24 protein-coding genes are annotated in these 23,385 nt (G+C 44.2%); 19 read left to right on the top strand and 5 right to left on the bottom strand.

Annotated elements, in window-relative coordinates; genetic code table 11:
• Positions 1-29: 29 nt before the first annotated feature.
• A complete protein-coding gene (locus FEK29_RS02055; RefSeq protein ID WP_138256737.1) occupies positions 30-767 on the bottom strand; it encodes a sulfite exporter TauE/SafE family protein in 738 nt (245 codons plus the stop codon).
• A 69-nt stretch (positions 768-836) separates the two neighbouring features.
• Between FEK29_RS02055 and FEK29_RS02060 the strand changes: the two genes are divergently transcribed.
• From FEK29_RS02060 to FEK29_RS02075, 4 genes are read left to right on the top strand one after another with little or no spacing between them, the layout of a single operon-like run.
• Positions 837-2,645: a sodium:solute symporter family protein gene (locus FEK29_RS02060; protein WP_138256738.1), complete on the top strand. Its 1,809-nt coding sequence runs from the start codon at positions 837-839 to the stop codon at positions 2,643-2,645.
• Positions 2,646-2,655: 10 nt separating this feature from the next.
• Positions 2,656-3,741 carry an acyltransferase family protein gene (locus tag FEK29_RS02065; protein WP_138256739.1) on the top strand — a complete coding sequence of 362 codons (1,086 nt, stop codon included), beginning with the start codon at positions 2,656-2,658 and terminating at the stop codon, positions 3,739-3,741.
• Positions 3,738-4,307 carry a hypothetical protein gene (locus tag FEK29_RS02070; RefSeq protein WP_138256740.1) on the top strand — a complete coding sequence of 190 codons (570 nt, stop codon included), beginning with the start codon at positions 3,738-3,740 and terminating at the stop codon, positions 4,305-4,307. The genes FEK29_RS02065 and FEK29_RS02070 overlap by 4 nt, the downstream gene beginning before the upstream one ends.
• The gene (locus FEK29_RS02075) at positions 4,292-4,666 is read left to right on the top strand and encodes a DUF2237 family protein (protein ID WP_138256741.1); all 375 of its coding nucleotides are present in this window, start codon (positions 4,292-4,294) and stop codon (positions 4,664-4,666) included. Before FEK29_RS02070 ends, FEK29_RS02075 begins: the two co-directional genes overlap by 16 nt.
• A gap of 58 nt (positions 4,667-4,724) precedes the next feature.
• Here FEK29_RS02075 and FEK29_RS02080 read toward each other — a convergent pair whose 3' ends face one another.
• Positions 4,725-5,315 carry a riboflavin synthase gene (locus tag FEK29_RS02080; protein ID WP_138256742.1) on the bottom strand — a complete coding sequence of 197 codons (591 nt, stop codon included), beginning with the start codon at positions 5,313-5,315 and terminating at the stop codon, positions 4,725-4,727.
• 58 nt (positions 5,316-5,373) lie between these two features.
• Here FEK29_RS02080 and pdxA point away from each other — a divergent pair, with 58 nt between their 5' ends.
• The 15 genes from pdxA to FEK29_RS02155 all read left to right on the top strand — a co-directional run bounded on the left by pdxA (position 5,374) and on the right by FEK29_RS02155 (position 19,402).
• Complete coding sequence (pdxA, locus tag FEK29_RS02085; RefSeq protein WP_138257323.1) at positions 5,374-6,426, top strand: 4-hydroxythreonine-4-phosphate dehydrogenase PdxA; 1,053 nt, start codon at positions 5,374-5,376, stop codon at positions 6,424-6,426.
• A gap of 119 nt (positions 6,427-6,545) precedes the next feature.
• Complete coding sequence (locus FEK29_RS02090; protein WP_138256743.1) at positions 6,546-7,076, top strand: YceD family protein; 531 nt, start codon at positions 6,546-6,548, stop codon at positions 7,074-7,076.
• 8 nt (positions 7,077-7,084) lie between these two features.
• A complete protein-coding gene (gene rpmF, locus FEK29_RS02095; protein ID WP_125221936.1) occupies positions 7,085-7,282 on the top strand; it encodes a 50S ribosomal protein L32 in 198 nt (65 codons plus the stop codon).
• Positions 7,283-7,520: 238 nt separating this feature from the next.
• Positions 7,521-8,513: a beta-ketoacyl-ACP synthase III gene (locus FEK29_RS02100; RefSeq protein WP_138256744.1), complete on the top strand. Its 993-nt coding sequence runs from the start codon at positions 7,521-7,523 to the stop codon at positions 8,511-8,513.
• 32 nt (positions 8,514-8,545) lie between these two features.
• A complete protein-coding gene (gene accB, locus FEK29_RS02105; RefSeq protein WP_138256745.1) occupies positions 8,546-9,043 on the top strand; it encodes an acetyl-CoA carboxylase biotin carboxyl carrier protein in 498 nt (165 codons plus the stop codon).
• A gap of 83 nt (positions 9,044-9,126) precedes the next feature.
• Complete coding sequence (gene accC, locus FEK29_RS02110; RefSeq protein ID WP_138256746.1) at positions 9,127-10,479, top strand: acetyl-CoA carboxylase biotin carboxylase subunit; 1,353 nt, start codon at positions 9,127-9,129, stop codon at positions 10,477-10,479.
• Positions 10,480-10,807: 328 nt separating this feature from the next.
• Complete coding sequence (locus FEK29_RS02115) at positions 10,808-11,704, top strand: restriction endonuclease (protein WP_125221940.1); 897 nt, start codon at positions 10,808-10,810, stop codon at positions 11,702-11,704.
• Positions 11,705-11,706: 2 nt separating this feature from the next.
• Positions 11,707-12,030: an HNH endonuclease gene (locus FEK29_RS02120; RefSeq protein WP_125221941.1), complete on the top strand. Its 324-nt coding sequence runs from the start codon at positions 11,707-11,709 to the stop codon at positions 12,028-12,030.
• An 87-nt stretch (positions 12,031-12,117) separates the two neighbouring features.
• Positions 12,118-12,522 carry a DUF3592 domain-containing protein gene (locus tag FEK29_RS02125; protein WP_161595300.1) on the top strand — a complete coding sequence of 135 codons (405 nt, stop codon included), beginning with the start codon at positions 12,118-12,120 and terminating at the stop codon, positions 12,520-12,522.
• 63 nt (positions 12,523-12,585) lie between these two features.
• The gene (locus FEK29_RS02130) at positions 12,586-13,977 is read left to right on the top strand and encodes an alpha/beta hydrolase family protein (protein WP_138256747.1); all 1,392 of its coding nucleotides are present in this window, start codon (positions 12,586-12,588) and stop codon (positions 13,975-13,977) included.
• A complete protein-coding gene (locus FEK29_RS02135; protein ID WP_138257324.1) occupies positions 13,974-15,086 on the top strand; it encodes an NAD(P)/FAD-dependent oxidoreductase in 1,113 nt (370 codons plus the stop codon). The genes FEK29_RS02130 and FEK29_RS02135 overlap by 4 nt, the downstream gene beginning before the upstream one ends.
• A 169-nt stretch (positions 15,087-15,255) precedes the next feature.
• Positions 15,256-15,852: a hypothetical protein gene (locus FEK29_RS02140; RefSeq protein WP_138256748.1), complete on the top strand. Its 597-nt coding sequence runs from the start codon at positions 15,256-15,258 to the stop codon at positions 15,850-15,852.
• Between the two features lie 43 nt (positions 15,853-15,895).
• Positions 15,896-16,291 carry a GreA/GreB family elongation factor gene (locus FEK29_RS02145; RefSeq protein ID WP_138256749.1) on the top strand — a complete coding sequence of 132 codons (396 nt, stop codon included), beginning with the start codon at positions 15,896-15,898 and terminating at the stop codon, positions 16,289-16,291.
• Between the two features lie 59 nt (positions 16,292-16,350).
• Positions 16,351-18,072 (top strand): IlvD/Edd family dehydratase, encoded by a 1,722-nt coding sequence (locus FEK29_RS02150; protein ID WP_138256750.1) that lies wholly within the window; start codon positions 16,351-16,353, stop codon positions 18,070-18,072.
• Position 18,073: 1 nt separating this feature from the next.
• A complete protein-coding gene (locus FEK29_RS02155) occupies positions 18,074-19,402 on the top strand; it encodes a GntP family permease (RefSeq protein WP_138256751.1) in 1,329 nt (442 codons plus the stop codon).
• A gap of 43 nt (positions 19,403-19,445) precedes the next feature.
• Here the strand turns inward: FEK29_RS02155 and arfB are convergent, their stop codons facing one another.
• From arfB to FEK29_RS02170, 3 genes are all read right to left on the bottom strand, one after another.
• Positions 19,446-19,847 carry an alternative ribosome rescue aminoacyl-tRNA hydrolase ArfB gene (arfB, locus tag FEK29_RS02160; RefSeq protein WP_138256752.1) on the bottom strand — a complete coding sequence of 134 codons (402 nt, stop codon included), beginning with the start codon at positions 19,845-19,847 and terminating at the stop codon, positions 19,446-19,448.
• 221 nt (positions 19,848-20,068) lie between these two features.
• Positions 20,069-21,121, bottom strand: a complete 1,053-nt coding sequence (locus FEK29_RS02165; protein WP_317129158.1) for an ABC transporter ATP-binding protein — start codon at positions 21,119-21,121, stop codon at positions 20,069-20,071.
• Between the two features lie 20 nt (positions 21,122-21,141).
• Positions 21,142-23,298, bottom strand: coding sequence for a prolyl oligopeptidase family serine peptidase (locus FEK29_RS02170; RefSeq protein ID WP_138256753.1), 2,157 nt, complete (start codon positions 23,296-23,298; stop codon positions 21,142-21,144).
• Positions 23,299-23,385 lie beyond the last annotated feature (87 nt).

The raw sequence follows: 23,385 nt of genomic DNA on the forward strand, positions 1-23,385 counted from the left end.
TGGAATTTTATAATTGGATTTTCTATATTCTATCCCACCATAATTAAGAGCGCCCCTAGTGCGGTAAGCACCAAAATCATTTTACGGAAAAACTCCTCATTGATCAATTTAATAATGCGAATCCCAACAAAGAAACCCAGGAATATGCCGGGCAATAGTTTTACATTGAGTATCAGGGATTCCCACGTAATGGTTTTCCAGACAAAAAAGTGAAAGGGCAACTTTAAAACATTAACGATCAAAAACAACCAAGCTGCCGTCCCTATAAAATGATTTTTGGGCAGGCGCATCGCCAAAAAATAAATATTGGAAAAGGCTCCCGCCAAATTCCCTACCATGGTGGTGATACCGGCCAGGGTGCCAATAGTGCCTGAAAAGGCCCAATGGGTGGGAACCGTCTTCACTTTTTTCCGATCCCACCAATACATCATAATTACGGTGATGATGATAATGATCGCCATGCCAATCCTAAACAGGTTTTCGGGAAGGTCCTTACCTAATATAACCCCAATAAGCAGTCCAAATACCATCCATGGCAATACCTTGAAGACATAACTCCATTGGGTATGCCTGTTGTAGTAGATGACCGCGAAAATATCGGCCAAAATAAGGAGCGGTACTACCATACCCGTGGATTCCTTGGCCCCAAAAGCCAAGGCCATAAAGGTAACATTGATGACCGCGATTCCCTTAATCCCTGCCTTGGACATGCCTATTACAAAGGCGGCAAGCGTGGCCAAAATCCAAGACGTTAAAGAGATTTCCATGGTTTATCGGGCAAATCACAAAAGTATCTTAAATTATTTTATCTTTAGTAGCTAACTAACAACCAAACTATGGAATTAAGCACCCTCGACTACAGTTTTATAGTGGTCTTCTTCTCTATCGTTTTAGGAATAGGAATTTATGTCTCCAAAAAATCAGGGAAGGACTCTTCGGAATTTTTCCTTTCAGGGCGTACCATGCCTTGGTGGTTACTTGGGCTTTCCATGGTAGCCACGACGTTTTCAACCGATACGCCGAACCTCGTGACCGATATCGTACGTACCAATGGTGTTTCAGGAAACTGGGTATGGTGGGCCTTCTTATTAACCGGTTTGCTTACGGTCTTTGTGTATGCCAAATTATGGAGACGTTCCAATGTAAATACAGACTTGGAGTTTTATGAAATGCGGTATGGAGGTAAACCGGCAAGTTTCCTGCGCAAATTCAGGGCGGTATATTTAGGTGCCTTGTTCAACATTATTACCATGGCCTCCGTTACGTTGGCCGCCATTAAAATTGGAGGTATTATGTTGGGACTTGAACCATGGGAAACCGTTGTAGGAGCGGGCTTGATTACCGTGACCTTTAGTGCCCTTGGAGGTTTTAAGGGTGTAGTGTATACCGATTTCCTTTTGTTTTTCGTTGCCATGTCCGGTGCCATTGGAGCGGCGTATTATTTGGTAAACATCCCCGAAGTAGGTGGTGTGGAGGCCTTAATGGCAAACGACTTGGTAAAAACGAAACTTGATATTCTCCCGAATTTTAGCGATAAAAAAGCGCTCATAATGTTGCTCATCATACCCTTGGCGGTGCAATGGTGGAGCGCCTGGTATCCCGGGGCCGAACCTGGTGGAGGCGGGTATATCGCACAACGAATGTTGGCTTCCAAGAACGAGAATCATGCGATAGGAGCTACGTTCTTCTTTAACATTATGCACTATGCCTTACGACCTTGGCCTTGGATTTTGGTCGCCTTGGCTTCTTTAGTCGTTTTCCCGGACATTGCAAGCATCCAAGAGGCCTTTCCCAATATCGATGAAGGTAAATTGGGACAGGATTTGGCCTATTCGGCCATGTTGACGAAGTTGCCAAGTGGTCTTTTGGGGGTCGTTTTGGCCTCCTTGATCGCCGCGTACATGAGTACCATTTCAACCCAATTGAACTGGGGTTCTTCTTACATCGTTTTTGATTTTTACAAACAACAATTGAATCCCAACGCCACCGAAAAACAAATGGTGGCCGTGGGCCGAATTTCAACGGTCATCTTAATGGTATTGAGCGCCGCCTTGGCACTTGCTCTTGAAAACGCCCTTCAGATTTTTGACATCCTTTTGACATTTGGTGCCGGGACCGGGCTCATATTCATATTACGATGGTTTTGGTGGCGTATCAATGCATGGAGCGAAATCGCTGCCATGTTCGCATCTGGAATTATTTCCATTCTTTTAAAGACAACCGTTATCGGACCATTTCTTTTTGCCGAAGAAACGGGAGTTTTTCCAAGTTGGAGCGAGTATGTATTTGTAGTACTGCTTACCACGGCCATTTGGCTTGCCACTACATTTATGACCAAACCGGAATCCAAGGAAACGCTACGCTCTTTTTATAAGAAAATTCAGCCTGGGGGTCCGGGCTGGGCAAAAATTGTCCAGGAAGCAGAAACGGACGGAGTCCAAATCGCGAAGGACGAAAAATGGAGCGTACCCCAAGGAATTACGGCAATGCTTTTAGGTTGCGTCCTTATCTATTCCATCATGTTTGCAACGGGCTATTGGATTTATGGGAGGAGTACAAGTGCCCTCATCTTAACGGGTATTGCCTTGGTTACGGGCTTTCTGTTGGTAAAGGCTTGGAATAGAATGAAAGATAACATCCTTTAATTTTAGTCTTATGCAAAACAGAATTCTTTCCGTTGATATTTTTAGGGGTGCGACCATCTTGTTAATGGTTTTAGTAAACACACCAGGTACTTGGACGAACGTATATGCCCCCTTTAGACATGCCGAGTGGCACGGGTATACCCCAACCGATCTGGTATTTCCCTTCTTTTTGTTTATTGTGGGAACAAGCATTGTGTTTTCATATCGGAACAAAGAGGTGAATTCCAACACCTATAAAAAAATTATCGTTCGGACCCTTAAACTTATAGGTTTGGGGCTATTTCTGGGGGCCTTTATCATCGAGTTTCCTTTTTTTAAAGCTTGGGAGAATATTCGTTTTCCAGGGGTATTGCAACGGATTGGTGTGGTTTTCTTTTTCGCGTCTATTCTTTTCATCAATTTTAAATGGAAAACTTTGGTTGGTATCGCTATTGGACTTTTGGTAGGATATTGGTTGTTAATGACCTTGGTGCCTGTGGACGGCGTTGCCTCAACCTTGGAAAGGGCTCCTAACAATTTTGCCAATTGGTTGGATGTTAAAGTATTCGGGTCGCATAATTACAAGCCGGATTATGACCCCGAAGGACTTTTGAGCACCATTCCTTCCATAGTCAGTTCCCTACTGGGGATTTTTACCGGATTGATACTGGTTTCCAAGCAGGAGAAGAAAGCAACGCTCTTAATGGGTATTGGAGGCAGTCTTTTGATCATTGGGCACTTATGGGATTTAGTATTTCCTATCAACAAGGCCTTATGGACCAGTAGTTTTGTGTTGGTTACCGCAGGTTGGGCCAATTTGATTTTGGCCTTGATTTATTATTTGACCGATGTTAAACAAATCAAGTTTGGGAGTATTTTTAGATATGCCGGGGCCAATGCCATTATCATCTATTTTCTGTCCAGCTTCATTGCGAAAGTGATGGGTCAAATTCAGGTGGGCGACACGTCCCTACATGGTTGGTTGTTCCAGAAAATCTATGTGCACGATGCTATTTCGATGGAAATGTCTTCCTTGTTATATGGACTTACCGTTCTGGCCTTTTACGCCTTTTTGGGATATGTGTTGTACCAACGGAAGATTTTTTTCAAAGTATGATTTCACGGCTTCCGGTTCGACAAACTTACTTTTTATCGTTTCTGTTCATTTTTTCAGTTAATATAAATGAAATCCAGGCGCAGGAAGTGTATCTCCCTGGTTATGTTGTCACCTTGAAAGGAGACACTTTGATCGGCAATGTTAGTGACCGAAAAATGGGTCCGTTTGGAGGCATTTTTACTAAAATCAAATTTAAGGGCAACGGGCGTAAGAAGCGATATTCAGCAGATAACATCCAATCCTATAGAAAAGGCGATTCCATTTACAGATCGTTTAATTTGGACGGAGAGGACAGGTTTCTTCGTTTGGAAGTAGAGGGAGTAGTTTCTCTGTATAAGTTTGAATTGCAGGAACAAGGTGAAGGGATGGTAATGGATATCGCGTATCTAAAAAAGCGGGATAACCCTACATTGGTAAGGGCAGACCAAGGACTCTTAGGATTAAAACGGAACCTGTTGATTCAATTTTTTAGCGATTGTCCACCTCTGGCCGACAAAATCCGAAGCAAGGAATTTAAATTCCCCTATCAGGTAGTAAATTTTTATAACGAATGGAAAGCTCGCTAAAAAATGTTTTGGGTACAACACTGATTGCCTGTTGCCATAAACCCAAGACCGGTTTTTACAGGGACGGATTCTGTAAAACAGGTGTTGAGGACGTGGGTACCCATGTGGTTTGTGCCATAATGTCCAAGGAATTTTTGGAATATACGAAGTCCATGGGCAATGATCTATCTACACCAATTCCCCAATGGAATTTTCCCGGACTTCAAGAAGGTGATAAATGGTGCCTGTGCATTTCTCGTTGGCTACAGGCGGAGAAAGTAGGAAAGGCACCCAAGGTACTATTGGAAGCCACACATATTAAGGCACTAAAATTTACCTCGCTTGAAATTCTTAGTGCATACGCTGTAGAAAGTCAATAACGAAATGAAGTTTTCCAATTGAATAGGTTTTCCTTCAATTTACCTAAATTGATTCCTGTTACTTCGATTGCCCCATCAACTTGGCCACGTACTTCCCTATAACATCAAATTCAAGATTAACTACCGTGCCCACTTTATAGGTATTGAATCTCGTATGCTCGTAGGTGTAGGGAATTATCGCCACATTAAAAGTGTTTGTTCCTGAATTCACTACTGTCAGACTTGTGCCATCAATAGTAATGGATCCTTTTTCTATGGTAGGGTTTCCGGTGGCCGGGTCATATTCAAAGGAGAATATCCAACTTCCGTTTTCTTCTTGGATGTTCGTGCAAACGCCAGTTTGGTCCACATGTCCCTGGACGATATGCCCGTCCAATCTGGAACCCATAATCATGGCACGTTCCATATTCACTCTGTCGCCTACCTTTAAATCGCCTAAATTGGTCTTTTTCAAGGTCTCTGCAATGGCGGTTACCCTATATGCATTGCCTGATATTTCCACAACGGTCAAACAAACGCCATTATGCGCCACACTTTGGTCTATTTTTAATTCAGAGGTAATGCCGGAAGATACCGTGATATCAAGGTTTCCACCCTTGGATTCCAAATGTGTTACTGTTCCCAATGTTTCAATGATTCCGGTAAACATGTGTCGTTTAATTTAAGTAATTTTGAAGTCTAAATCAGCTCACAAAGATACAGATATAATGGAGGAAAACGGGAACATTAAGTTGGGGATATCCATTGGGGATTTAAACGGAATTGGCTGCGAGGTGGTCCTAAAGACTTTTGAGGACAGCCGTATGCTCGATTTTTGTACTCCCATCATTTTTGCATCCAACAAAACCATTTCGGGCCAGCAAAAGGCTTTGAACATTTCCATTCCCTTTAACGGGGTTCATGAGGCTTCCAAGGCCGTGGACGGAAAACTGAACATTGTCAATGTATGGAAACAAGTTCCTGAGATACAATTTGGCCAGGCTACCAAGGAAGGGGGTGATTTCGCCCTCCAGTCCCTAAAGGCCGCTGTGGCCGCCTTAAAAAATGGCGATATCGATGTCCTGGTTACGGCGCCCATCAACAAGAACAACATTCAGGCGGAGGATTTTAAGTTTCCCGGTCATACTGATTATCTCGCGCAGGAGCTGGAAGGGGAAAGTTTGATGTTCATGGTTACGGACGACCTCAAGATAGGGCTGTTGACGGACCATGTAGCTGTTAAGGATGTGGCATCGGCCATTATACCCAGATTGATTCGGGATAAGGTAAATACGATCGAGAAATCCCTGAAAATGGATTTTGGTATCCAGAAACCCAAAATCGCGCTTTTGGGCATCAATCCGCATAGTGGGGACAACGGGGTGATAGGCAATGAAGACGAGGAGGTATTGAAACCCGTTATAAAAGAAATGGCCAATAACGGACATTTGGTCTTTGGGCCCTACTCCGCGGACAGCTTTTTCGGTTCGGATAATTACAAGAATTTTGATGCCGTATTGGCGGCCTATCACGACCAGGGACTGATTCCCTTTAAGACCCTTTCCTTTGGAAGGGGCGTTAATTTTACGGCGGGACTCAATAAGGTGCGCACTTCTCCGGATCACGGTACAGCGTATGAAATTGCCGGCAAAGGACAGGCAGACCATAGTTCCTTCAAGGAAGCCGTATTTATGGCCATCAAGATTTTTAGGAACAGAACAGAGTATTTGAAGCTTACGGAAAACGTTTTGAAAAAACAGCGCATCAAACGCGAACGTTAGTTTTTGGCACCCAAAAAGTTATGAAGATAAATAGTTGATAACTATTGCCCGTTATCAAAATAATAGTATCTTTGCACCCGCCTTTTAAGGTAAGGATTTAATATTAAGAGTTGTACGTGATGAAGCAAAAGGAGTATACTATTCCTTTTTCAGGGTTGAAACAGGGAAAACACGACTTTAAGTATGAAATCAACAACAAGTTCTTTGAATCTTTTGGTTACGACGAATTTAATGAAGTAGCTGTTGACCTCACGATTGTTCTCAACAAAACAAGTACCATGTTGGAACTTGATTTTGAAGCGACGGGAACGGTAAACGTTGACTGTGATATGACCAGCGAACCCTACGATCAGCCTATAGAAGGGAGCTTGGAGCTCGTGGTAAAATTTGGTGAGGAATACGACGATGAAGACGACGAAATCCTCATTTTACCGCACGGAGAGCATCAGGTGAACGTTGCACAGTATATCTATGAGATGATTATCTTGGCCGTACCCCAAAAAAGGGTGCATCCGGGTATTGAGGACGGTACGTTGAAATCCGAAGCCTTGGAGCGACTCCAGGAACTTCAGCCAAAAGACAAGAAAAACGAAAACGAGGCAAGTGATCCCCGTTGGGACGAATTAAAAAAACTATTAACGGATAAATAAGGTTACAAATGGCACATCCTAAAAGAAAGACATCCAAAACCAGGAGAGACAAAAGAAGAACACATTACAAAGCGGTTGCACCTACATTGGCTACAGATTCTACCACTGGAGAAATGCATTTGTACCATAGGGCCCACTGGCACGAGGGTAAATTGTACTACAGAGGCCAGGTTTTGATTGACAAAGCAGAGGAAGTAGAGGCATAATGCGCCTTTTATAAACGGACTATCGACTCCCACTTCATATGAAGCGGGAGTTTTTTTTAGCCATAATCCAAATGTTTACCGAAATAATCCGCTTTAGGCTTTTTAAGAGTGCATCGGTATCAAACACATTAATTTTTTCAAAAACAGGTTGTTTTGCCACAAAAAGTCGGCGAAAATCACTAATTTTCACAACTTTTGACGTGTTTTTGAAAGTTTTTCACACGAAAGCAATTAAAATATGACCAAAATTACAGCAGCCATAACCGCTGTGGGAGGCTATGTTCCCCAATTTATCCTCACCAATAAAATGTTGGAAGAAATGGTAGAAACCAATGATGAGTGGATTACTACCAGAACGGGAATCAAGGAACGACGCATATTAAAAAAAGAGGAAGGGGAAGGTTCTTCCTATTTGGCCATCCAGGCGGCTAAACAGATCCTTCAAAAGAAAAACCTGGACCCGGCAGAAATAGATTTGGTCATCGTGGCCACCGCCACACCGGATAGTATGGTCGCCTCTACTGCGGCCTTTGTAGCATCGGAAATTGGTGCGAAGAACGCTTTTGCCTATGATCTTTTGGCGGCATGTTCCAGCTTTTTGTTCGGGATGTCCACTGCCGCCAGGTATATAGAATCTGGCCGATATAAAAAAGTATTGTTGATCGGGGCCGATAAAATGTCCTCCATCATAGATTACACCGATCGTACGACTTGTATCATCTTTGGGGATGGTGCGGGTGCCGTACTGTTCGAACCCAATGAGGAGGGATTGGGACTAAAGGACGAATATCTTAGGGCCGATGGCTCTGGTCGTCAGTTTTTGGGCATGGAAGGGGGAGGCTCCTTAATGCCCGCAACGGAACAGACCGTAAAGGATGGAAAGCATTTTATTTTTCAGGACGGGAAGACCGTATTCAAGTTTGCGGTCTCCAATATGGCCGATGTAGCGGAGCGCATCATGAAACGCAATGACCTAACCGATACCGATGTATCCTGGTTGGTACCGCATCAGGCCAATAAACGTATCATCGATGCCACGGCCAATAGAATGGGGCTGGACCAATCCAAGGTATTGATGAATATTCAACGGTACGGGAACACCACATCGGCAACGCTGCCTTTGCTGTTAAGTGATTACGAGGATAAATTAAAAAAAGGAGATAATTTAGTTTTTGCCGCCTTTGGTGGTGGATTTACATGGGGATCCATTTATTTGAAGTGGGCCTATTAATTGGGAGACCAAACTAACATATATTTACAACTATGGATATTAAAGAAATTCAAAGCCTTATTAAGTTCGTAGCTAAATCGGGAGCTAGTGAAGTGAAATTGGAGACGGATGACATCAAGATCACCATCCGTACCGGAAGCCCAGGCAGTGGCGAAACCACGTTTGTACAATCCATTCCTATGGCCCAACCGCCCGTAGCACCTACCGCTGCCCAACAAACGCAGCCAGAAGCACCTACTACTCCTGCGACCCCTGCCAAGGAAACGGAAAAGAAAGAGGACGATTCCAAATACATCACGATCAAATCGCCCATTATTGGAACCTTCTACAGAAAGCCATCTCCGGACAAACCTGCCTTTGTGGAAGTTGGGGACAAGATTGCTGCCGGTGACGTTCTTTGCGTTATAGAGGCCATGAAGTTGTTCAACGATATCGAATCTGAAGTGGCCGGTACCATTGTTAAGGTATTGGTAGATGACTCCTCACCAGTGGAGTTTGATCAACCATTGTTCTTAGTAGATCCATCATAAGGTTAAACCGCAAGCATCGAGTGCCAAATACCAAAAATGCTATTTTGGAATTTGGAATTTGAAGTTTGGAATTCGAAACTGTTATGTTTAAAAAAATACTGATTGCAAATAGGGGAGAAATTGCGCTGCGCGTTATCCGTACCTGTAAGGAAATGGGTATAAAAACGGTAGCGGTCTATAGTAAGGCCGATGAGGAAAGCCTTCATGTGCGTTTTGCGGATGAGGCCGTATGTATAGGACCTGCACCCAGTAGCGAATCCTATTTAAAGATACCGAATATCATTGCAGCGGCCGAGATTACCAATGCGGACGCGATTCACCCGGGCTACGGTTTCCTTTCGGAAAACTCCAAGTTCTCCAAGATATGTGCGGAGCACGATATCAAGTTCATTGGGGCTTCCGCTGAACAGATAGACCGTATGGGCGATAAGGCCACGGCCAAGGCGACCATGAAAGCGGCCGGGGTTCCCTGTGTACCTGGTTCTGACGGACTCTTAAAGGATTTGGCCGATGCTAAGAAGACCGCCAAGAAAATGGGCTATCCCGTCATGATCAAGGCTACTGCCGGAGGTGGTGGTAAGGGAATGCGGGCCGTTTGGAGCGAGGACGAAATGGAGGCCCACTTTGAAAGTGCCGTAAAAGAGGCCAAGGCGGCTTTTGGGAACGGAGGGATGTATATGGAAAAGCTGATCGAGGAGCCTAGACACATTGAAATCCAAGTGGTGGGCGACCAATATGGGAAGGCCTGTCACCTGTCCGAGCGTGACTGTTCCGTACAGCGTCGCCATCAAAAATTAACGGAGGAAACCCCATCTCCTTTTATGACGGACAAACTCCGGGACGAAATGGGAAAAGCGGCCGTAAAGGCAGCGGAATATATCAAATACGAAGGAGCCGGTACGGTAGAGTTTTTGGTGGACAAACACCGAAAGTTCTACTTTATGGAGATGAACACCCGTATACAGGTGGAGCACCCTATTACGGAACAGGTCATCGATTACGATTTGATCCGTGAGCAGATTTTGGTTGCGGCCGGAGTTCCTATCTCTGGTAAAAACTACATTCCAAAACTACACTCCATTGAGTGTAGGATCAATGCGGAAGATCCCTATAACAACTTTAGGCCTTCCCCTGGAAAAATTACAACATTGCACACCCCGGGAGGCCATGGCGTGCGTATGGATACCCACGTATATAGTGGGTATAGCATACCGCCCAACTACGATTCCATGATCGCCAAATTGATTACCACGGCACAGACGCGGGAAGAGGCAATCAATAAGATGAAAAGGGCCCTGGACGAGTTTGTGATCGAGGGGATAAAGACCACGATACCTTTCCATAGGCAGTTGATGGACCACCCAGATTATTTGGCGGGGAACTATACCACCGCCTTTATGAACGATTTTAAGATGGACCCCCCCAAGGAAAATTAAATTAAAAAACTCCAACAGCGATGTTGGAGTTTTTTTTTGAACCTTTTGGACGTTGAGCGGAGTCGAAACGACAAAAAAGGTCTAATAGAAGCTTGTCCCGAGAAGCTTGCCCTGAGCGTAGCCGAAGGGAGTCGAGAGATAGCCGAAGGGAGGCGAAATGCCAACCTCTTAAAGAATCATCGATAATCGATTTGTGTCAAACCATCGTCAAAAACCGCTACCCATAAACCTGTAATCCTATTTCTAATAGGGATTTGGTTATCTTAGGTGCAAGTATATAAAATCAATTATTACTTAGAATTGTAATCCACTTTGATAAGTTTTGAATATGGAACTACCAAAATATCATGAAACCTTTATTCCTATACTAGAAATTCTAAACTCAGTCGATTCACTAAAAAGCCGTGAATTAGCATCAAGGGTACGTGATACTTATTATTCTTATTTACCAGTAGAACTACTTAATCAAAAGACTAGTTCTGGCGCTAATGTTCTACTTGATAGAATCCTATGGGGCAAATCATATTTGAAGATGGCCAAATTTGTTTCCTATCCTCAACGGGGATTTGTTCAAATAACCGAAAAAGGTAAGTCTAGACTAGCAAAAGGTAATTTACCATTGCATGACCTTCAAAATGATAAAGATTTTATAAATCACCGAGAGTCTGTAATAAGCGAAAAAGAAAACGAAATTGAACTGGACGCTGTCAACGTAGAAAATGCCTCACCTCAAGATTTAATTGATTCGGGATTTTCTTCAATTGAAACAGAAGTAAAAACCAATCTTCTGGAAAGACTTAAAGAAATTGATCCTTATTATTTTGAGAAGGTCATACTTATATTACTGAAGAAAATGGGTTATGGAGATTTCGTTGAAACTACTAAATCAAATGATGGGGGTATTGACGGAATAATAAATGAAGACAAATTAGGGCTTGAAAAAATTTACACCCAAGCAAAACGCTATAATGAAAATAAGGTAAGAGAAAAGGACATAAGAAATTTTATAGGTGCCATGAGTGGTGACACTAGTAAAGGAGTTTTTATTACAACTTCCACATTTGACGATTCGGCAATTAAAAAAGCAAGAGAAGCTCACCATTCTATAATTTTAATTGATGGAGCAAAGTTGGTTGACTTAATGCATCAATATAATGTTGGAGTTCAAGTCAAAACAGTTTATGAAGTTAAAGAAATTGATAACGATTTTTTTGAAGAGAATTAGTCATGGCAAATCGTTGGGGAATACCGAAAGACGTTGAGGATTTCGTTAAGCAAAGAGATAAAAATTGTGTTTATTGTGGTCAGGAATTTTTAGAGCAACCTGAATCAAGGAAACATAAACCATCTTGGGAACATATTGTAAATGATGTCAGAATTACCGGAACAGATAATATTTCCCTTTGTTGCTTGTCCTGTAATGCAAGTAAGGGAGCCAAGTCTTTGGAAGAATGGTTTCAAAGTGATTACTGCAATCGAAATAATATTAACGTGAATTCAGTAGCATTAGTGGTAAAGGAGGCTGTCAAGAAACGATCAGAATTAAAATAAACATATATAATTAATCTTATAGCCGATGAAAGTTATCGGAAAGGCACCTCTAACCATTGTTTTAACTTTTGTTAAACTAACATGAAAATGATAGAATATTTATATGCAAGTCTGTTATTGATTTCAGTTGTACTCATCTATTTTGCCTTTAAACAATACAGTGTTTCTAAAGAATTGATGGCCGATGGAATTAAAACCAATGCCACCGTTATTGATCTACTAAGGGTCAGCAGTGATGACGGTTATACCTATAAACCTGTTTTTGAATATATAGATAGAACTAATAAGAGAATTACCTTTGAAAGTGAAGTAAGTTCCAATCCAGCCCCGTACAAGGTTGGGGATAAGGTTAAAATAGTTTACTCCAAGACCAGTGATCACAGAAGAATCATATCATTTTGGGGATTGTATCGATGGACTATAATACTTCTATCTTTCGCTTCACCTCTATTAATTATTGGAGGTGGATATTTACTATATTCAAGAGGATAGATAACAGTGTTCACTTTTAAACTATTTCAATCATTTATCTTTAAATAAGAAGGCCATCAATTAATGAAAACCCTCCCTTTACTTTTACTTTCATTCCTTTCGGCACTCACGATAACCGCCCAAGACATCACTGGCGATTGGCATGGGACGTTAAAAGTACAGGGCATACAATTGCGGTTGGTCTTTCATATTCAAGAGGAGGGCGAGGGCTATACCGCTACCATGGACAGCCCAGAACAGGGGGCGAAGGATATTCCGGTGACTTCCACGTCTTTTGAAAATCAAGTATTAAAAATAAACATGCCCAATCTGGGGATTGTCTACGAAGGTACTTTAAACGAGGCGGGCACTATATCCGGAGATTTTAATCAATTTGGGCAAATCATGCCTTTGGAACTGAGCCGGGAAATTGCACAAAAGGAAACGGTTTTGCGCCCCCAAGAACCTGTAAAGCCTTATCCCTATTACACGGAAGAAGTCACCTTTAGAAACGAAAAGGCGGATATAGAGCTGGCCGGGACCTTGAGCCTGCCCCAAAAAGAGGGCGTTTTTCCCGTGGTGGTCTTGATCAGTGGCAGCGGGCCCCAAAATCGGGACGAGGAATTGTTCGGGCATCGGCCTTTTTTGGTCTTGGCAGACCATTTAACGCGTAACGGCATTGCCGTCCTCCGCTATGATGACCGCGGCACGGCCCTGTCCACCGGGAATTTTGAATCGGCCACCAGTGAAGATTTTTCAGAGGACGTGGAAGCTGCCATAGCCTATTTACAGACGAGAAAGGAAATCGATAAAAATAATATAGGGCTTGTCGGCCACAGCGAAGGGGGCATGATCGCGCCCATGGTGGCGAGTCGGGATAAGGACATCGCCTTTATCGTACTCATGGCAGGGGTAGGGATTCCCGGTGATGAGCTGCTTTTGCTACAGCAACGTGCCGTTGGAAAAGTGTCCGGACTCAGTGAAAATATGCTCATGGACATAGAAACGGCCAACAGGACTGTCTTTACCATGATCAAGGAATCCACGGACCTGACGCAATTAAGTGCGGACCTTACCCAATACTTTAAAGAACATCCGGGACCAAGCAAACCCCCAGGGGTTGATGTAGATACGTATGCCCAATTACGGGTAGATCAGTTGCTGAATCCATGGTGGCTGCATTTTATCCGTTATGACCCGGCGGGTACGTTAGGGGAAGTGGCATGTCCTGTACTGGCCATTAACGGGGAAATGGACGTACAGGTGCCACCACGGGAAAATCTGACCGCTATCCAAGAAGCCTTGGAAGGTGGAGGAAATACGCAGGTGACCATCAAGGAACTCCCAACGCTGAACCATTTGTTCCAGGAAAGTACTACGGGTTCTCCAACCGAATATGGGCAGATTTCCCAGACCCTGGCCCCGGAAGCACTTAATACAATGCTGTTATGGATCCAAAAACAGGTACGGCCATGAACCTGAGCTATTGGGAACGAAAATCGTGGTTGTCCGAGGTAGATTTCACCATCATCGGTAGTGGAATCGTAGGGCTGACCTGCGCGTTACGACTTCGCGAAAAACATCCTAAAGCGAACATTTTGGTTTTGGAACGGGGCGTTTTGCCCCAGGGCGCCAGCACCAAAAACGCCGGTTTTGCTTGTTTTGGAAGTATTTCGGAAATCCTGTCCGACCTAAAATCCCATTCCGAGGAGGAACTATTGTCCTTGGTGGGACAGCGCTATTGGGGCATCCAATCCCTTCGGGAACTTTTGGGCGATGATAACATCGGGTATTACAAGTATGGGGGGCATGAAGTGTTTTTGGAAAAGGATGCCGACTTATACGAACAATGCTTGGATAAATTGGAGTATATCAATGCCTTGCTGAGGCCTATTTTTAAGCAAGCTCCTTTTGAAGTTTCGGACAATAGGTTTCGTTTCAAAGGTATCCAGGAGAACTATATCACCCATCGGCTGGAAGGGCAAATAGATACGGGGAATATGATGCGGTCCCTGCTTCAGATAGTACAAACAACGGGAATACAGATCTTGAATGCCACCGAGGTTGAAAAAATCGAAGATTTGGGAAGATCGGTTTTGGTTTCTTGTGCACATTTTGACTTTAAAACAAATAAACTTTTGATTGCCACGAACGGTTTTGCCAATCAATTGTTGCACGAAGAAGTACAACCCGCCCGAGCCCAAGTAATCATCACCAAGCCTATTCCAGGTCTGGCCATCAAGGGTACCTTCCATTTTGATGAGGGCTATTATTACTTCCGTAACATCGATAACCGAATCCTCTTTGGTGGCGGAAGAAACCTCGATTTCAATATGGAGGAAACAATGGAATTCGGTTCCACACAAGTCGTTCAGGATAAATTGAAAGACCTCTTACAAACGGTGATTTTGCCTCATCAAGAGGTTGAGATCGATTATGGTTGGAGCGGCATCATGGGCGTAGGTTCCCAAAAACGGCCTATCATCAAACCACTTTCTGAAAACGTGGCCTGTGGCGTACGCTTAGGAGGTATGGGCATCGCCATTGGAACCTCTGTAGGAAGGCAATTGGGCGACCTGTTTTAAGGAAAATATACCGTACACCTATTTTTAATCCATCTTATCCCTCACCCTATTGCAGATGCTATTTTCTTCCTATATTGCATGTTCCCGTTTCTGGGAATAAAGTGCCCCAAGCCTTTATAATGTCTTCCTACCTTTTTGCTTTTTTATGTTTAAAAGAGAACTCCGTTATATGGGAAGAAGTTTCCTTATTGCATTAATTTTTGTTTGTCTGCTTTCGTCCTGTGCGGTGAACCAGACCAAATATCAGCGCAGGTATAATGAGGTTTGGCAGGAGATGATACAATCCCAGGCCTGGATGGAATCGCTAAAGGGCAAGAATGTTGATCCAGCAGTGGGACTTTACGCGAGTTTGGATGACGAGGAAGTCTTGGACGAATCTACTACAAATTACGAAATGGCTTTCGAGAGCCAATATCAATCCCTTGTTTCAAGGGCCTACTTTAAAATCATTACCGAAGCAGAGAAATTGGACACCCGTATTACTGCCGAATATAAACAGATACAGAACAACCCCGAAAATTTTTCAAAGAAGGAAAGGGAGGAGGTTGAGCGCAAGTTTCAGGCACACAGGGCCATGCTGAGTGGTTTACGGTCCTGGAATATCTTCAGTGACGACAGATCCGGGGATTTGGATTATTTTAAAAGGGAAAACAGGGAAGCCATCCAAGAAATGATGCAGGAGGGCAAAGGTTCGGACCAAATGATTAACTTCCTGATCTATAAATTAGCCGATTTATATCACGTTGAAGAAGCATCGGGAAATTAAAAAACGGGCCTACGAACACTGCAAGGAATTTGTATCCAATCGTATGTCCAGAATATCCAAGCAAATTCAGGAAGTTCAGGAATCCTTGACTTCTGAGACCAAAAGTAGTGCCGGGGACAAGCATGAAACCGGAAGGGCCATGTTGCAGTTGGAACGGGAAAAACTGGGCAATCAACTGGCCGAATGTGAAAAAATGCAGGAACTGCTCCATAGGGTACAGCTAGATTCCCTGAACTCCATGGGAGGCTTGGGGGCCTTGGTAGAAACGGAAGATCGGTATTACTTTATTGCAATTTCCGCAGGGGCGATTACTACCGAAGGCCTTCCTATTTACTGTATTTCCCCGGCGACACCCATCGGCAAATTGTTATTGGGAAAAACTACCGGGGAGAGTTTTTTATTTAACGGGAACGCTTTTTCCGTTTTATCGATATCCTAAATAATCCGTGGATTTTTTGCCTATCTTGACACCAAATTAATATTTGTTGCGACTTTCCTATGGATAAAAAGAAAAAGCTTCGAAGTTCTGAATGGTTCGGGGATGACGGTAAGATGGGTTTTGTACACCGTTCTTGGTTGCGAAACCAAGGATATCCCGATGATTATTTTGAGGGTAGGCCCGTCATTGGTATTTGCAATACCTGGTCGGAATTAACTCCTTGTAATGGACAACTTCGTGATTTCGCCGAAGTGGTTAAAAAGGGGATTTTGGAAGCTGGGGGCGTGCCTATGGAGTTTCCCGTGATGTCCCTAGGGGAAACGATTATGAAACCTACAACCATGCTCTTTCGCAACTTGGCAAGTATGGATACAGAGGAATCCATCCGGGCCAATCCCTTGGATGGCATCGTGCTGTTGACGGGTTGTGACAAGACCACCCCGTCCACCATAATGGGAGCCTGCAGTGTGGATCTTCCCACGCTTGTAGTACCCGGCGGCCCCATGTTAAGCGGTCGTTTTAGAGGAGAAAAGGTAGGTTCCGGATCAATGAACTGGATGATCAAGGAACGGCAGGAAAACCAAGGATATTCAGCTGCCGATATTCGGGAAGCCGAAGTCTGTGTGGCACGGAGCATCGGTCACTGTAACACGATGGGTACCGCATCAACGATGGCCACTATGACCGAAGCCTTGGGATTGACCCTTCCGGGGTATTCCTCCATTCCCGCAGCGGATTCCAGAAAGAAAATGTATGCACAACTTTCTGGTCGCAGGATCGTGGAGATGGTGAAAGAGGATTTGACCCTATCCAAAGTCTTGACGCGCAATGCCTTTGAAAACGCCATCATTGTGAACGCAGCGGTTGGAGGATCCACTAACTTGATAATTCACCTTACCGCCATAGCCCGCAGGATCGGTGTCGATTTAAAATTGGAGGATTTTGATACCATTGGAAGCAAGATTCCACTATTGGTGAATATGAAACCTTCCGGGAAATACTTGATGGAGGATTTCTATTATGCCGGAGGTCTCCCCGTGGTAATGAAGGAATTGACGCCATTGTTACATCCGGAGACGGTTACGGTCAACGGAAAAACACTGACGAAAAATTATGAAGACACCATTTGTTATGATACCGATGTTATTGCGAAGCTTGAAAAACCTTTTCAGGAGAAATCGGGCATTGCCGTACTCAAAGGAAATCTTTGTGAGAATGGCGCGGTGATCAAACCTTCGGCTGCTTCGCCCAAACTGATGAAACACCGTGGCAGGGCCGTGGTCTTTGAAACGATGGAAGATTACCACGAACGTATCGATGACCCTAATTTGGATATCGACGAGAATAGTGTTATCGTCCTGAAAGGAGTAGGGCCCAAGGGCTATCCCGGCATGCCGGAAGTGGGGAATGTGGATTTGCCCAAAAAATTGTTGGCCAAGGGCATTACGGATATGGTCCGTATTTCCGATGGCCGTATGAGCGGCACCGCAGCCGGAACCGTAGTGCTTCACGTTTCACCGGAATCGACAGTGGGAGGAACGTTGGCCGTGGTACAGAACGGGGATTGGATAGAATTGGATGTACACAAAAGAACCTTGCATTTGGATATTGACGATGCCGAATTAGCGAAACGAAAGAAAGCATGGATTCCACCAAAACCTGTTGCGGATAGGGGCTATGTGAAACTATATATTGACCATGTGGAGCAGGCCGATTTGGGTGCCGACCTTGATTTTCTGGTCGGCGGTTCCGGTTCCAAGGTAGAAAGGGATTTACACTGATATGGTACTGATTTATTTGCTTTTGGCCATTGTGGCCATCATTTTCCTAACGACCCGATTGAAGGTCCATGCCTTTATGGCACTCTTGATCGTTTCCTTGGCCTACGGCCTGTTTTCAGGTATGTCCTATTCAGAAATCATTACATCCATTAACGATGGTTTTGGGGGAACGTTGGGGAAAATCGGGTTGATTATCGTTCTGGGCGTAATCATTGGAGCTTTTTTGGAAAATACCGGAGGCGCCTTTGCCATTGCCGAAAAGGTCTTAAAGTTCATCGGCAAAAAAAGAATCATCACGGCCATGGGTGTCTTGGGCTATATTGTTTCCATTCCCGTTTTCGCGGATAGTGGATTTCTATTGTTGCACCCATTATCCAAAAGTCTTTCCAAAAAAGCAAAAATTTCCATTGCAGGTCCGGCCATTGCCTTGGGATTGGGACTTATGGCATCGCATACCATGGTGCCACCAACACCGGGTCCCATAGCGGCGGCAGGTATTTTGGGGGCCGATTTGGGCTTGGTCATTGCCTTTGGCTTTCCAGTGAGTATCATTGCTTTGATTGCAGGGCTCGTATTTGCATCGAAGTATGCCTCCAAAACCTATATTGAACCCGACTTGATCGGGGGTGCGGATTCTGAAAGGATATACAAGGAACAGCCAAGTGCCTTGAAATCGTCCATTCCCATCATTATACCCATTTTACTGATCGTTTTACGATCGATATTGAACCCGGAACGAACAGGAATCGATAATGGTTTTGTCGACTTCCTGAATTTTGTCGGGGAGCCGGTTATTGCTTTGCTTATAGGTGTTTTTCTGTGTTTACTATTGCCGAAAAAGCTGGAGTACGATATGGTCTCCTCCTCGGGATGGATCGGTAAGGCCATTATGGATGCGGCATCTATCATCTTGATAACAGGAGCGGGCGGTATTTTTGGAAAGATTCTTCAAAATTCCGGTATTGCCGAAACCTTGGGCGATTTGCTCAGCGGATATAATTTGGGTATTTTTCTGCCCTTTGTCATTGCCGCTGCCATAAAATCGGCGCAGGGATCTTCCACCGTGGCGTTGGTGACCTCGGCCTCGATTATTTTTCCCATGATGACGTCCCTAGGATTTGAAACGGAGATACAAAAAGCCTTGGTGGTGATTGTGATCGGTGCAGGATCGGCCGTAGTGTCCCACGCCAATGATAGTTTTTTCTGGGTGGTTACCCAAATGAGCGGTATGAACGTAAAAAATGGCTATCGATTATTTAGCTTGGGAAGCGGAATACTCGGCTTAACCGGGGCGTTGGCCGTGTTTGTTTTGTATATGCTGTTTGCATAACATCCAAAAAAAGACATGTTCTTATATGTTTAGGAACCGTTTTCTAGAATTCCGGTTTGGACCGATTCGCTTTTTTTTCGGCATTAGCTTTCTTAGATTTCAACCGCTTTTCTATGGCCGATTTGGAGGGCTTACTGGCTTTTCTTTTTTTGGGAATTTTAAGTGCGGCTTCCAAAAGTGCAAAAAACCGCTCAACGACCAAATCCTTGTTCTTATGCTGACTGCGGGATTCGTCGCATTGCAATAACAAGGCCCCTTCATTCGTCAATTTGGAACCCAGTTTTTTGGAAATACGTGATTTCTCGGTTTCGGAAAGAACCGATGAATTTACTACATCAAAGGACAGCTCCACCTTGGAGGACACCTTATTGGCATGTTGTCCACCTGGCCCGCTACTGCGGATGGCCTTAAATTGGAGTTCCTTTAAAATTCCTTCCTTGTCCAATCAGCTGTTTTGAACAAAGGTAAGAAACTGCTTTGGAGTGAGTTCTTAGTTGATAAAAAGGGGTGCTAGTAGTAAGGTAAAAACGACTAGGGTCAGGATAAGATGTACTCTTTTCATAATTCGTATTAATTGTAAATGAACCCAATAACGGTCCAAAGTGCGGATTAGTTTATTGAAGGGCAAAATTTTGCTGAGAATTGGCCCATTTCCCTATTTTATCGTTAAACTGTCGTTCCTCCTTGCAATCGTTGGTTTATGGTTTCGATGGAAACGTTGAGATACACTTTCTTTTCCGGTTCCAATGGAAAGGGGGAATGAAAGAATAGGGTATCCCCTTCTTCGGATGCTCCTTTGATCAAATAATAAGGGCCCATAGGATACGATTCTTTGGCGAAAACAGTGATACCGGAATTTTCCGATAGCCGGAACTCATGGGCATACACGATGATTTTTCGCTTGGTGTTGGCGTAGGATTTGAGCACATCGATAGAAATACTGTTGGCCTCGCCAAACAGGGAGGCAATATATAGGCTTTTGGGGTTTGCATACAGGTCCATGGGTTTTCCTTTGGCCAAAACAGTCTTGTCCTTTAGTACCACTATCCTGTCCGTAAAAGGAAGCACATCCTGATAATCATGGGTAGCCAGAATGCAGGTAATACCGTGGTCCCTTAAATACTTAAAAATGTTTCTTCGTAAGCTGTTTTTCAAGAAGTTGTCTATATGGCTAAAAGGTTCGTCCAAAAGAAGAATTTCCGGTTTTTGGGCCAATACACGCGCCAGTGCTACTCTCTGCTGCTGCCCCCCGCTCAGGTTTTTGACTTTGGTATGGGCAAAATCGGTAAGCTCGATCATCTCCAAAAGTTTCTGGGTACGCTCCTTTAATTCCTTCGGATAGAAAACGGAAAGATATTGACTGATATTTTCCGATACGGTTGTAAAGGGCATCAGGTCAAAATCCTGGGAAAGGTATTTCATAAACGGGGCACCAGGCACCAGATTGTAGGCCGGTCCCAGAACAGGTTCGTCTTCCCAAAAGATCTGGCCCTGTTCCAAATCCATCAGGCCATATAGAATTTTTAAAAGGGTGCTTTTCCCGCACCCGCTCTCCCCTATGAGGGCCACATGTTCCCTGCGCTGGACCCTAAGGTCTATGTTTTCCAGTACGGTATCGGCATTATAACCAAAAGAAACATTTTCTATTCGTAGCATAACCAGTGTGCTGTTCTGTTGGGCACAAAAAATCCGTTCCAAAAATAAGAACGGATTTTCCATTTAATTATTGATTTAAACCCTTATTCCTTGAATTCCTTCAATACGGATTGGTTGGGCAGTTCCTCAAAGCCCATATTGAAAAGGGTAAACCCAAAAATATCGGCATATTGTTCTATGGTCTTACTCACAGGAGTTCCCGCACCGTGGCCGGCATTGGTCTCGATTCTAATCAAGGTTGGATTGTCCCCGGCCTGTTTTTCCTGTAGCTCCGCGGCAAACTTAAAGCTGTGGGCAGGCACCACGCGGTCATCATGGTCGCCCGTAGTGACCAAGGTTGCAGGATACGCCGTTCCTTCCTTTACATTATGAACGGGGGAGTAGCCCTTGAGATAGTTGAACATTTCCTCATTGTCCTCTGAGGTACCATAGTCATAGGCCCAACCGGCTCCGGCGGTAAAGGTGTGATAGCGAAGCATATCCATGACCCCTACGGCAGGCAGGGCCACTTGCATCAAATCGGGACGCTGGGTCATGGTGGCGCCTACTAAAAGTCCGCCATTGGAACCCCCGCGGATGGCCAGATATTCCTTGGAGGTATATTGGTTGTCGATGAGGTATTCCGCAGCGGCGATGAAGTCGTCAAAAACATTTTGTTTTTTGGTCTTGATACCCGCATTGTGCCATTTCTTGCCATATTCCCCACCACCTCGTAGGTTGGGAACGGCATACACACCGCCCTGTTCCATCCAAACGGCGTTTACGATACTGAACGAAGGGGTAAGGCTTACATTAAAACCGCCATACCCGTAAAGGATGGTCGGGTTTTTTCCGTTCAATTCGATGCCTTTTTTATGGGTGATGATCATGGGGATTTTGGTCCCGTCCTTGGAAGCGTAGAAAACTTGTTTGGATTCATAATCATCTGGATCGAAATCGATTTCCGGTTTCCAATATTGCTCGTACTCCCCGGTGTCTACATTGTATCTATAGGATGAACCCGGAGTGTTATAATTGGTAAAGGAAAAATAGAATTCCTTTTCGTCTTTTTTCCCGCCAAAACCACTGGCGCTTCCCACACCCGGAAGCTGTACCTCTCGCACCAAATTACCCTCGTAATCGTACTGAAATACTTTGGATATGGCATCTACCATATACTCGGCAAAGAAGTAGCCGCCTCCCGTATTGGGACTCAATACATTTTCCGTTTCGGGAATAAAATCCTCCCAATTCTCCGGGGAAGGATTTTTGGCATCCACGGTAACGATTTTTTGATTGGGTGCATTTCTATTGGTTACGATGTAGAGTTTGGAACCTACATTCTCAATGATATAATTGTCAGAATCCGTATCATCCACAATGGGGATCAGGAGTCCGTTGGGGTCCTGTAAATCGCGAATGAACAATTTGTTTCCCGAGGTGGAAATAGACGCTGAAATGACCAGGTATTTTTCGTCTTCGGTAACACTGGCCCCAACATAGCGGTGTTTTTCCGTGGGGATACCGCCATAAATAAGTTCGTCCTGCGATTGTGGGGTTCCCAATTTATGGTAGTAGACCTTGTGTTGGTCCGTTTTGGCGGAAAGCTCACTGCCTTCGGGCTTATCGTAACTGGAATAATAAAATCCATCATTTCCTTTCCATGAAATTCCGCTGAACTTGATATCGACCAAAGTATCCTCAACAACCTCCTTGGTTTCCGTACGCAGCACGATGGCCTTGCGCCAATCACTTCCCCCTTCCGAGATAAGGTAGGCTGCCAGGGATCCGTCCTTGGTGAACTCCAGTCCGGCCAAGGAGGTGGTACCATCCTCCGAAAAGGTGTTGGGATCTAGGAACACCTCGGCTTCGGCATCCCCTTTTTTCCTATAGACCACATATTGGTTCTGCAGCCCGTTATTTTTATAGAAGTACGTATAGTCGCCTTCCGTAAATGGGGCACTTACTTTTTCATAGTTCCAAAGCTTTTCCAACCGTTTTTTTAGGTCGTTCCTGTAAGGGATGTTTTCCAAATACCCAAAAGTGGTTTCGTTCTGTTTTTTGACCCAAGCTTCGGTTTCCGGACTTCGGTCATCCTCCAACCAACGGAAGGGGTCTTTAACCTCGGTTCCAAAATAGGTGTCTACGGTGTCGACTTTGGCAGTTTCTGGATAGTTCACAACAATCGGTTCTTTTTTTGTTTCTGTCTTGCAGGCTTGCAAAGCTAGGGCAGCGCAGGAAAAGAAAAGGATCTTTCGCATGGTTTTTAAAATTAGTTGGATTAAAAATACCACAAAAAAACCTCCAAAACGGGCGTGTTTTGAAGGTTTTAACATTCTATAGTGTGA

This window comes from Maribacter aurantiacus (assembly GCF_005780245.1).
Classification (GTDB): Bacteria; Bacteroidota; Bacteroidia; order Flavobacteriales; family Flavobacteriaceae; genus Maribacter; species Maribacter flavus.

Coding starts and splice junctions, on each gene's coding strand:
- FEK29_RS02060 (WP_138256738.1), top strand. CDS start 837: ATGGAATTAAGCACCCTCGACTACAGTTTTATAGTGGTCTTCTTCTCT.
- FEK29_RS02170 (WP_138256753.1), bottom strand. CDS start 23,298: ATGCGAAAGATCCTTTTCTTTTCCTGCGCTGCCCTAGCTTTGCAAGCC.
- FEK29_RS02070 (WP_138256740.1), top strand. CDS start 3,738: ATGATTTCACGGCTTCCGGTTCGACAAACTTACTTTTTATCGTTTCTG.
- FEK29_RS02080 (WP_138256742.1), bottom strand. CDS start 5,315: ATGTTTACCGGAATCATTGAAACATTGGGAACAGTAACACATTTGGAA.
- FEK29_RS02150 (WP_138256750.1), top strand. CDS start 16,351: ATGGATAAAAAGAAAAAGCTTCGAAGTTCTGAATGGTTCGGGGATGAC.
- FEK29_RS02100 (WP_138256744.1), top strand. CDS start 7,521: ATGACCAAAATTACAGCAGCCATAACCGCTGTGGGAGGCTATGTTCCC.
- FEK29_RS02130 (WP_138256747.1), top strand. CDS start 12,586: ATGAAAACCCTCCCTTTACTTTTACTTTCATTCCTTTCGGCACTCACG.
- accC (WP_138256746.1), top strand. CDS start 9,127: ATGTTTAAAAAAATACTGATTGCAAATAGGGGAGAAATTGCGCTGCGC.
- FEK29_RS02140 (WP_138256748.1), top strand. CDS start 15,256: ATGGGAAGAAGTTTCCTTATTGCATTAATTTTTGTTTGTCTGCTTTCG.
- FEK29_RS02125 (WP_161595300.1), top strand. CDS start 12,118: ATGATAGAATATTTATATGCAAGTCTGTTATTGATTTCAGTTGTACTC.
- FEK29_RS02055 (WP_138256737.1), bottom strand. CDS start 767: ATGGAAATCTCTTTAACGTCTTGGATTTTGGCCACGCTTGCCGCCTTT.
- FEK29_RS02135 (WP_138257324.1), top strand. CDS start 13,974: ATGAACCTGAGCTATTGGGAACGAAAATCGTGGTTGTCCGAGGTAGAT.
- rpmF (WP_125221936.1), top strand. CDS start 7,085: ATGGCACATCCTAAAAGAAAGACATCCAAAACCAGGAGAGACAAAAGA.
- FEK29_RS02090 (WP_138256743.1), top strand. CDS start 6,546: ATGAAGCAAAAGGAGTATACTATTCCTTTTTCAGGGTTGAAACAGGGA.
- FEK29_RS02155 (WP_138256751.1), top strand. CDS start 18,074: ATGGTACTGATTTATTTGCTTTTGGCCATTGTGGCCATCATTTTCCTA.
- accB (WP_138256745.1), top strand. CDS start 8,546: ATGGATATTAAAGAAATTCAAAGCCTTATTAAGTTCGTAGCTAAATCG.
- FEK29_RS02145 (WP_138256749.1), top strand. CDS start 15,896: ATGTCCAGAATATCCAAGCAAATTCAGGAAGTTCAGGAATCCTTGACT.
- FEK29_RS02075 (WP_138256741.1), top strand. CDS start 4,292: ATGGAAAGCTCGCTAAAAAATGTTTTGGGTACAACACTGATTGCCTGT.
- FEK29_RS02120 (WP_125221941.1), top strand. CDS start 11,707: ATGGCAAATCGTTGGGGAATACCGAAAGACGTTGAGGATTTCGTTAAG.
- FEK29_RS02115 (WP_125221940.1), top strand. CDS start 10,808: ATGGAACTACCAAAATATCATGAAACCTTTATTCCTATACTAGAAATT.
- pdxA (WP_138257323.1), top strand. CDS start 5,374: ATGGAGGAAAACGGGAACATTAAGTTGGGGATATCCATTGGGGATTTA.
- FEK29_RS02165 (WP_317129158.1), bottom strand. CDS start 21,121: ATGGAAAATCCGTTCTTATTTTTGGAACGGATTTTTTGTGCCCAACAG.
- FEK29_RS02065 (WP_138256739.1), top strand. CDS start 2,656: ATGCAAAACAGAATTCTTTCCGTTGATATTTTTAGGGGTGCGACCATC.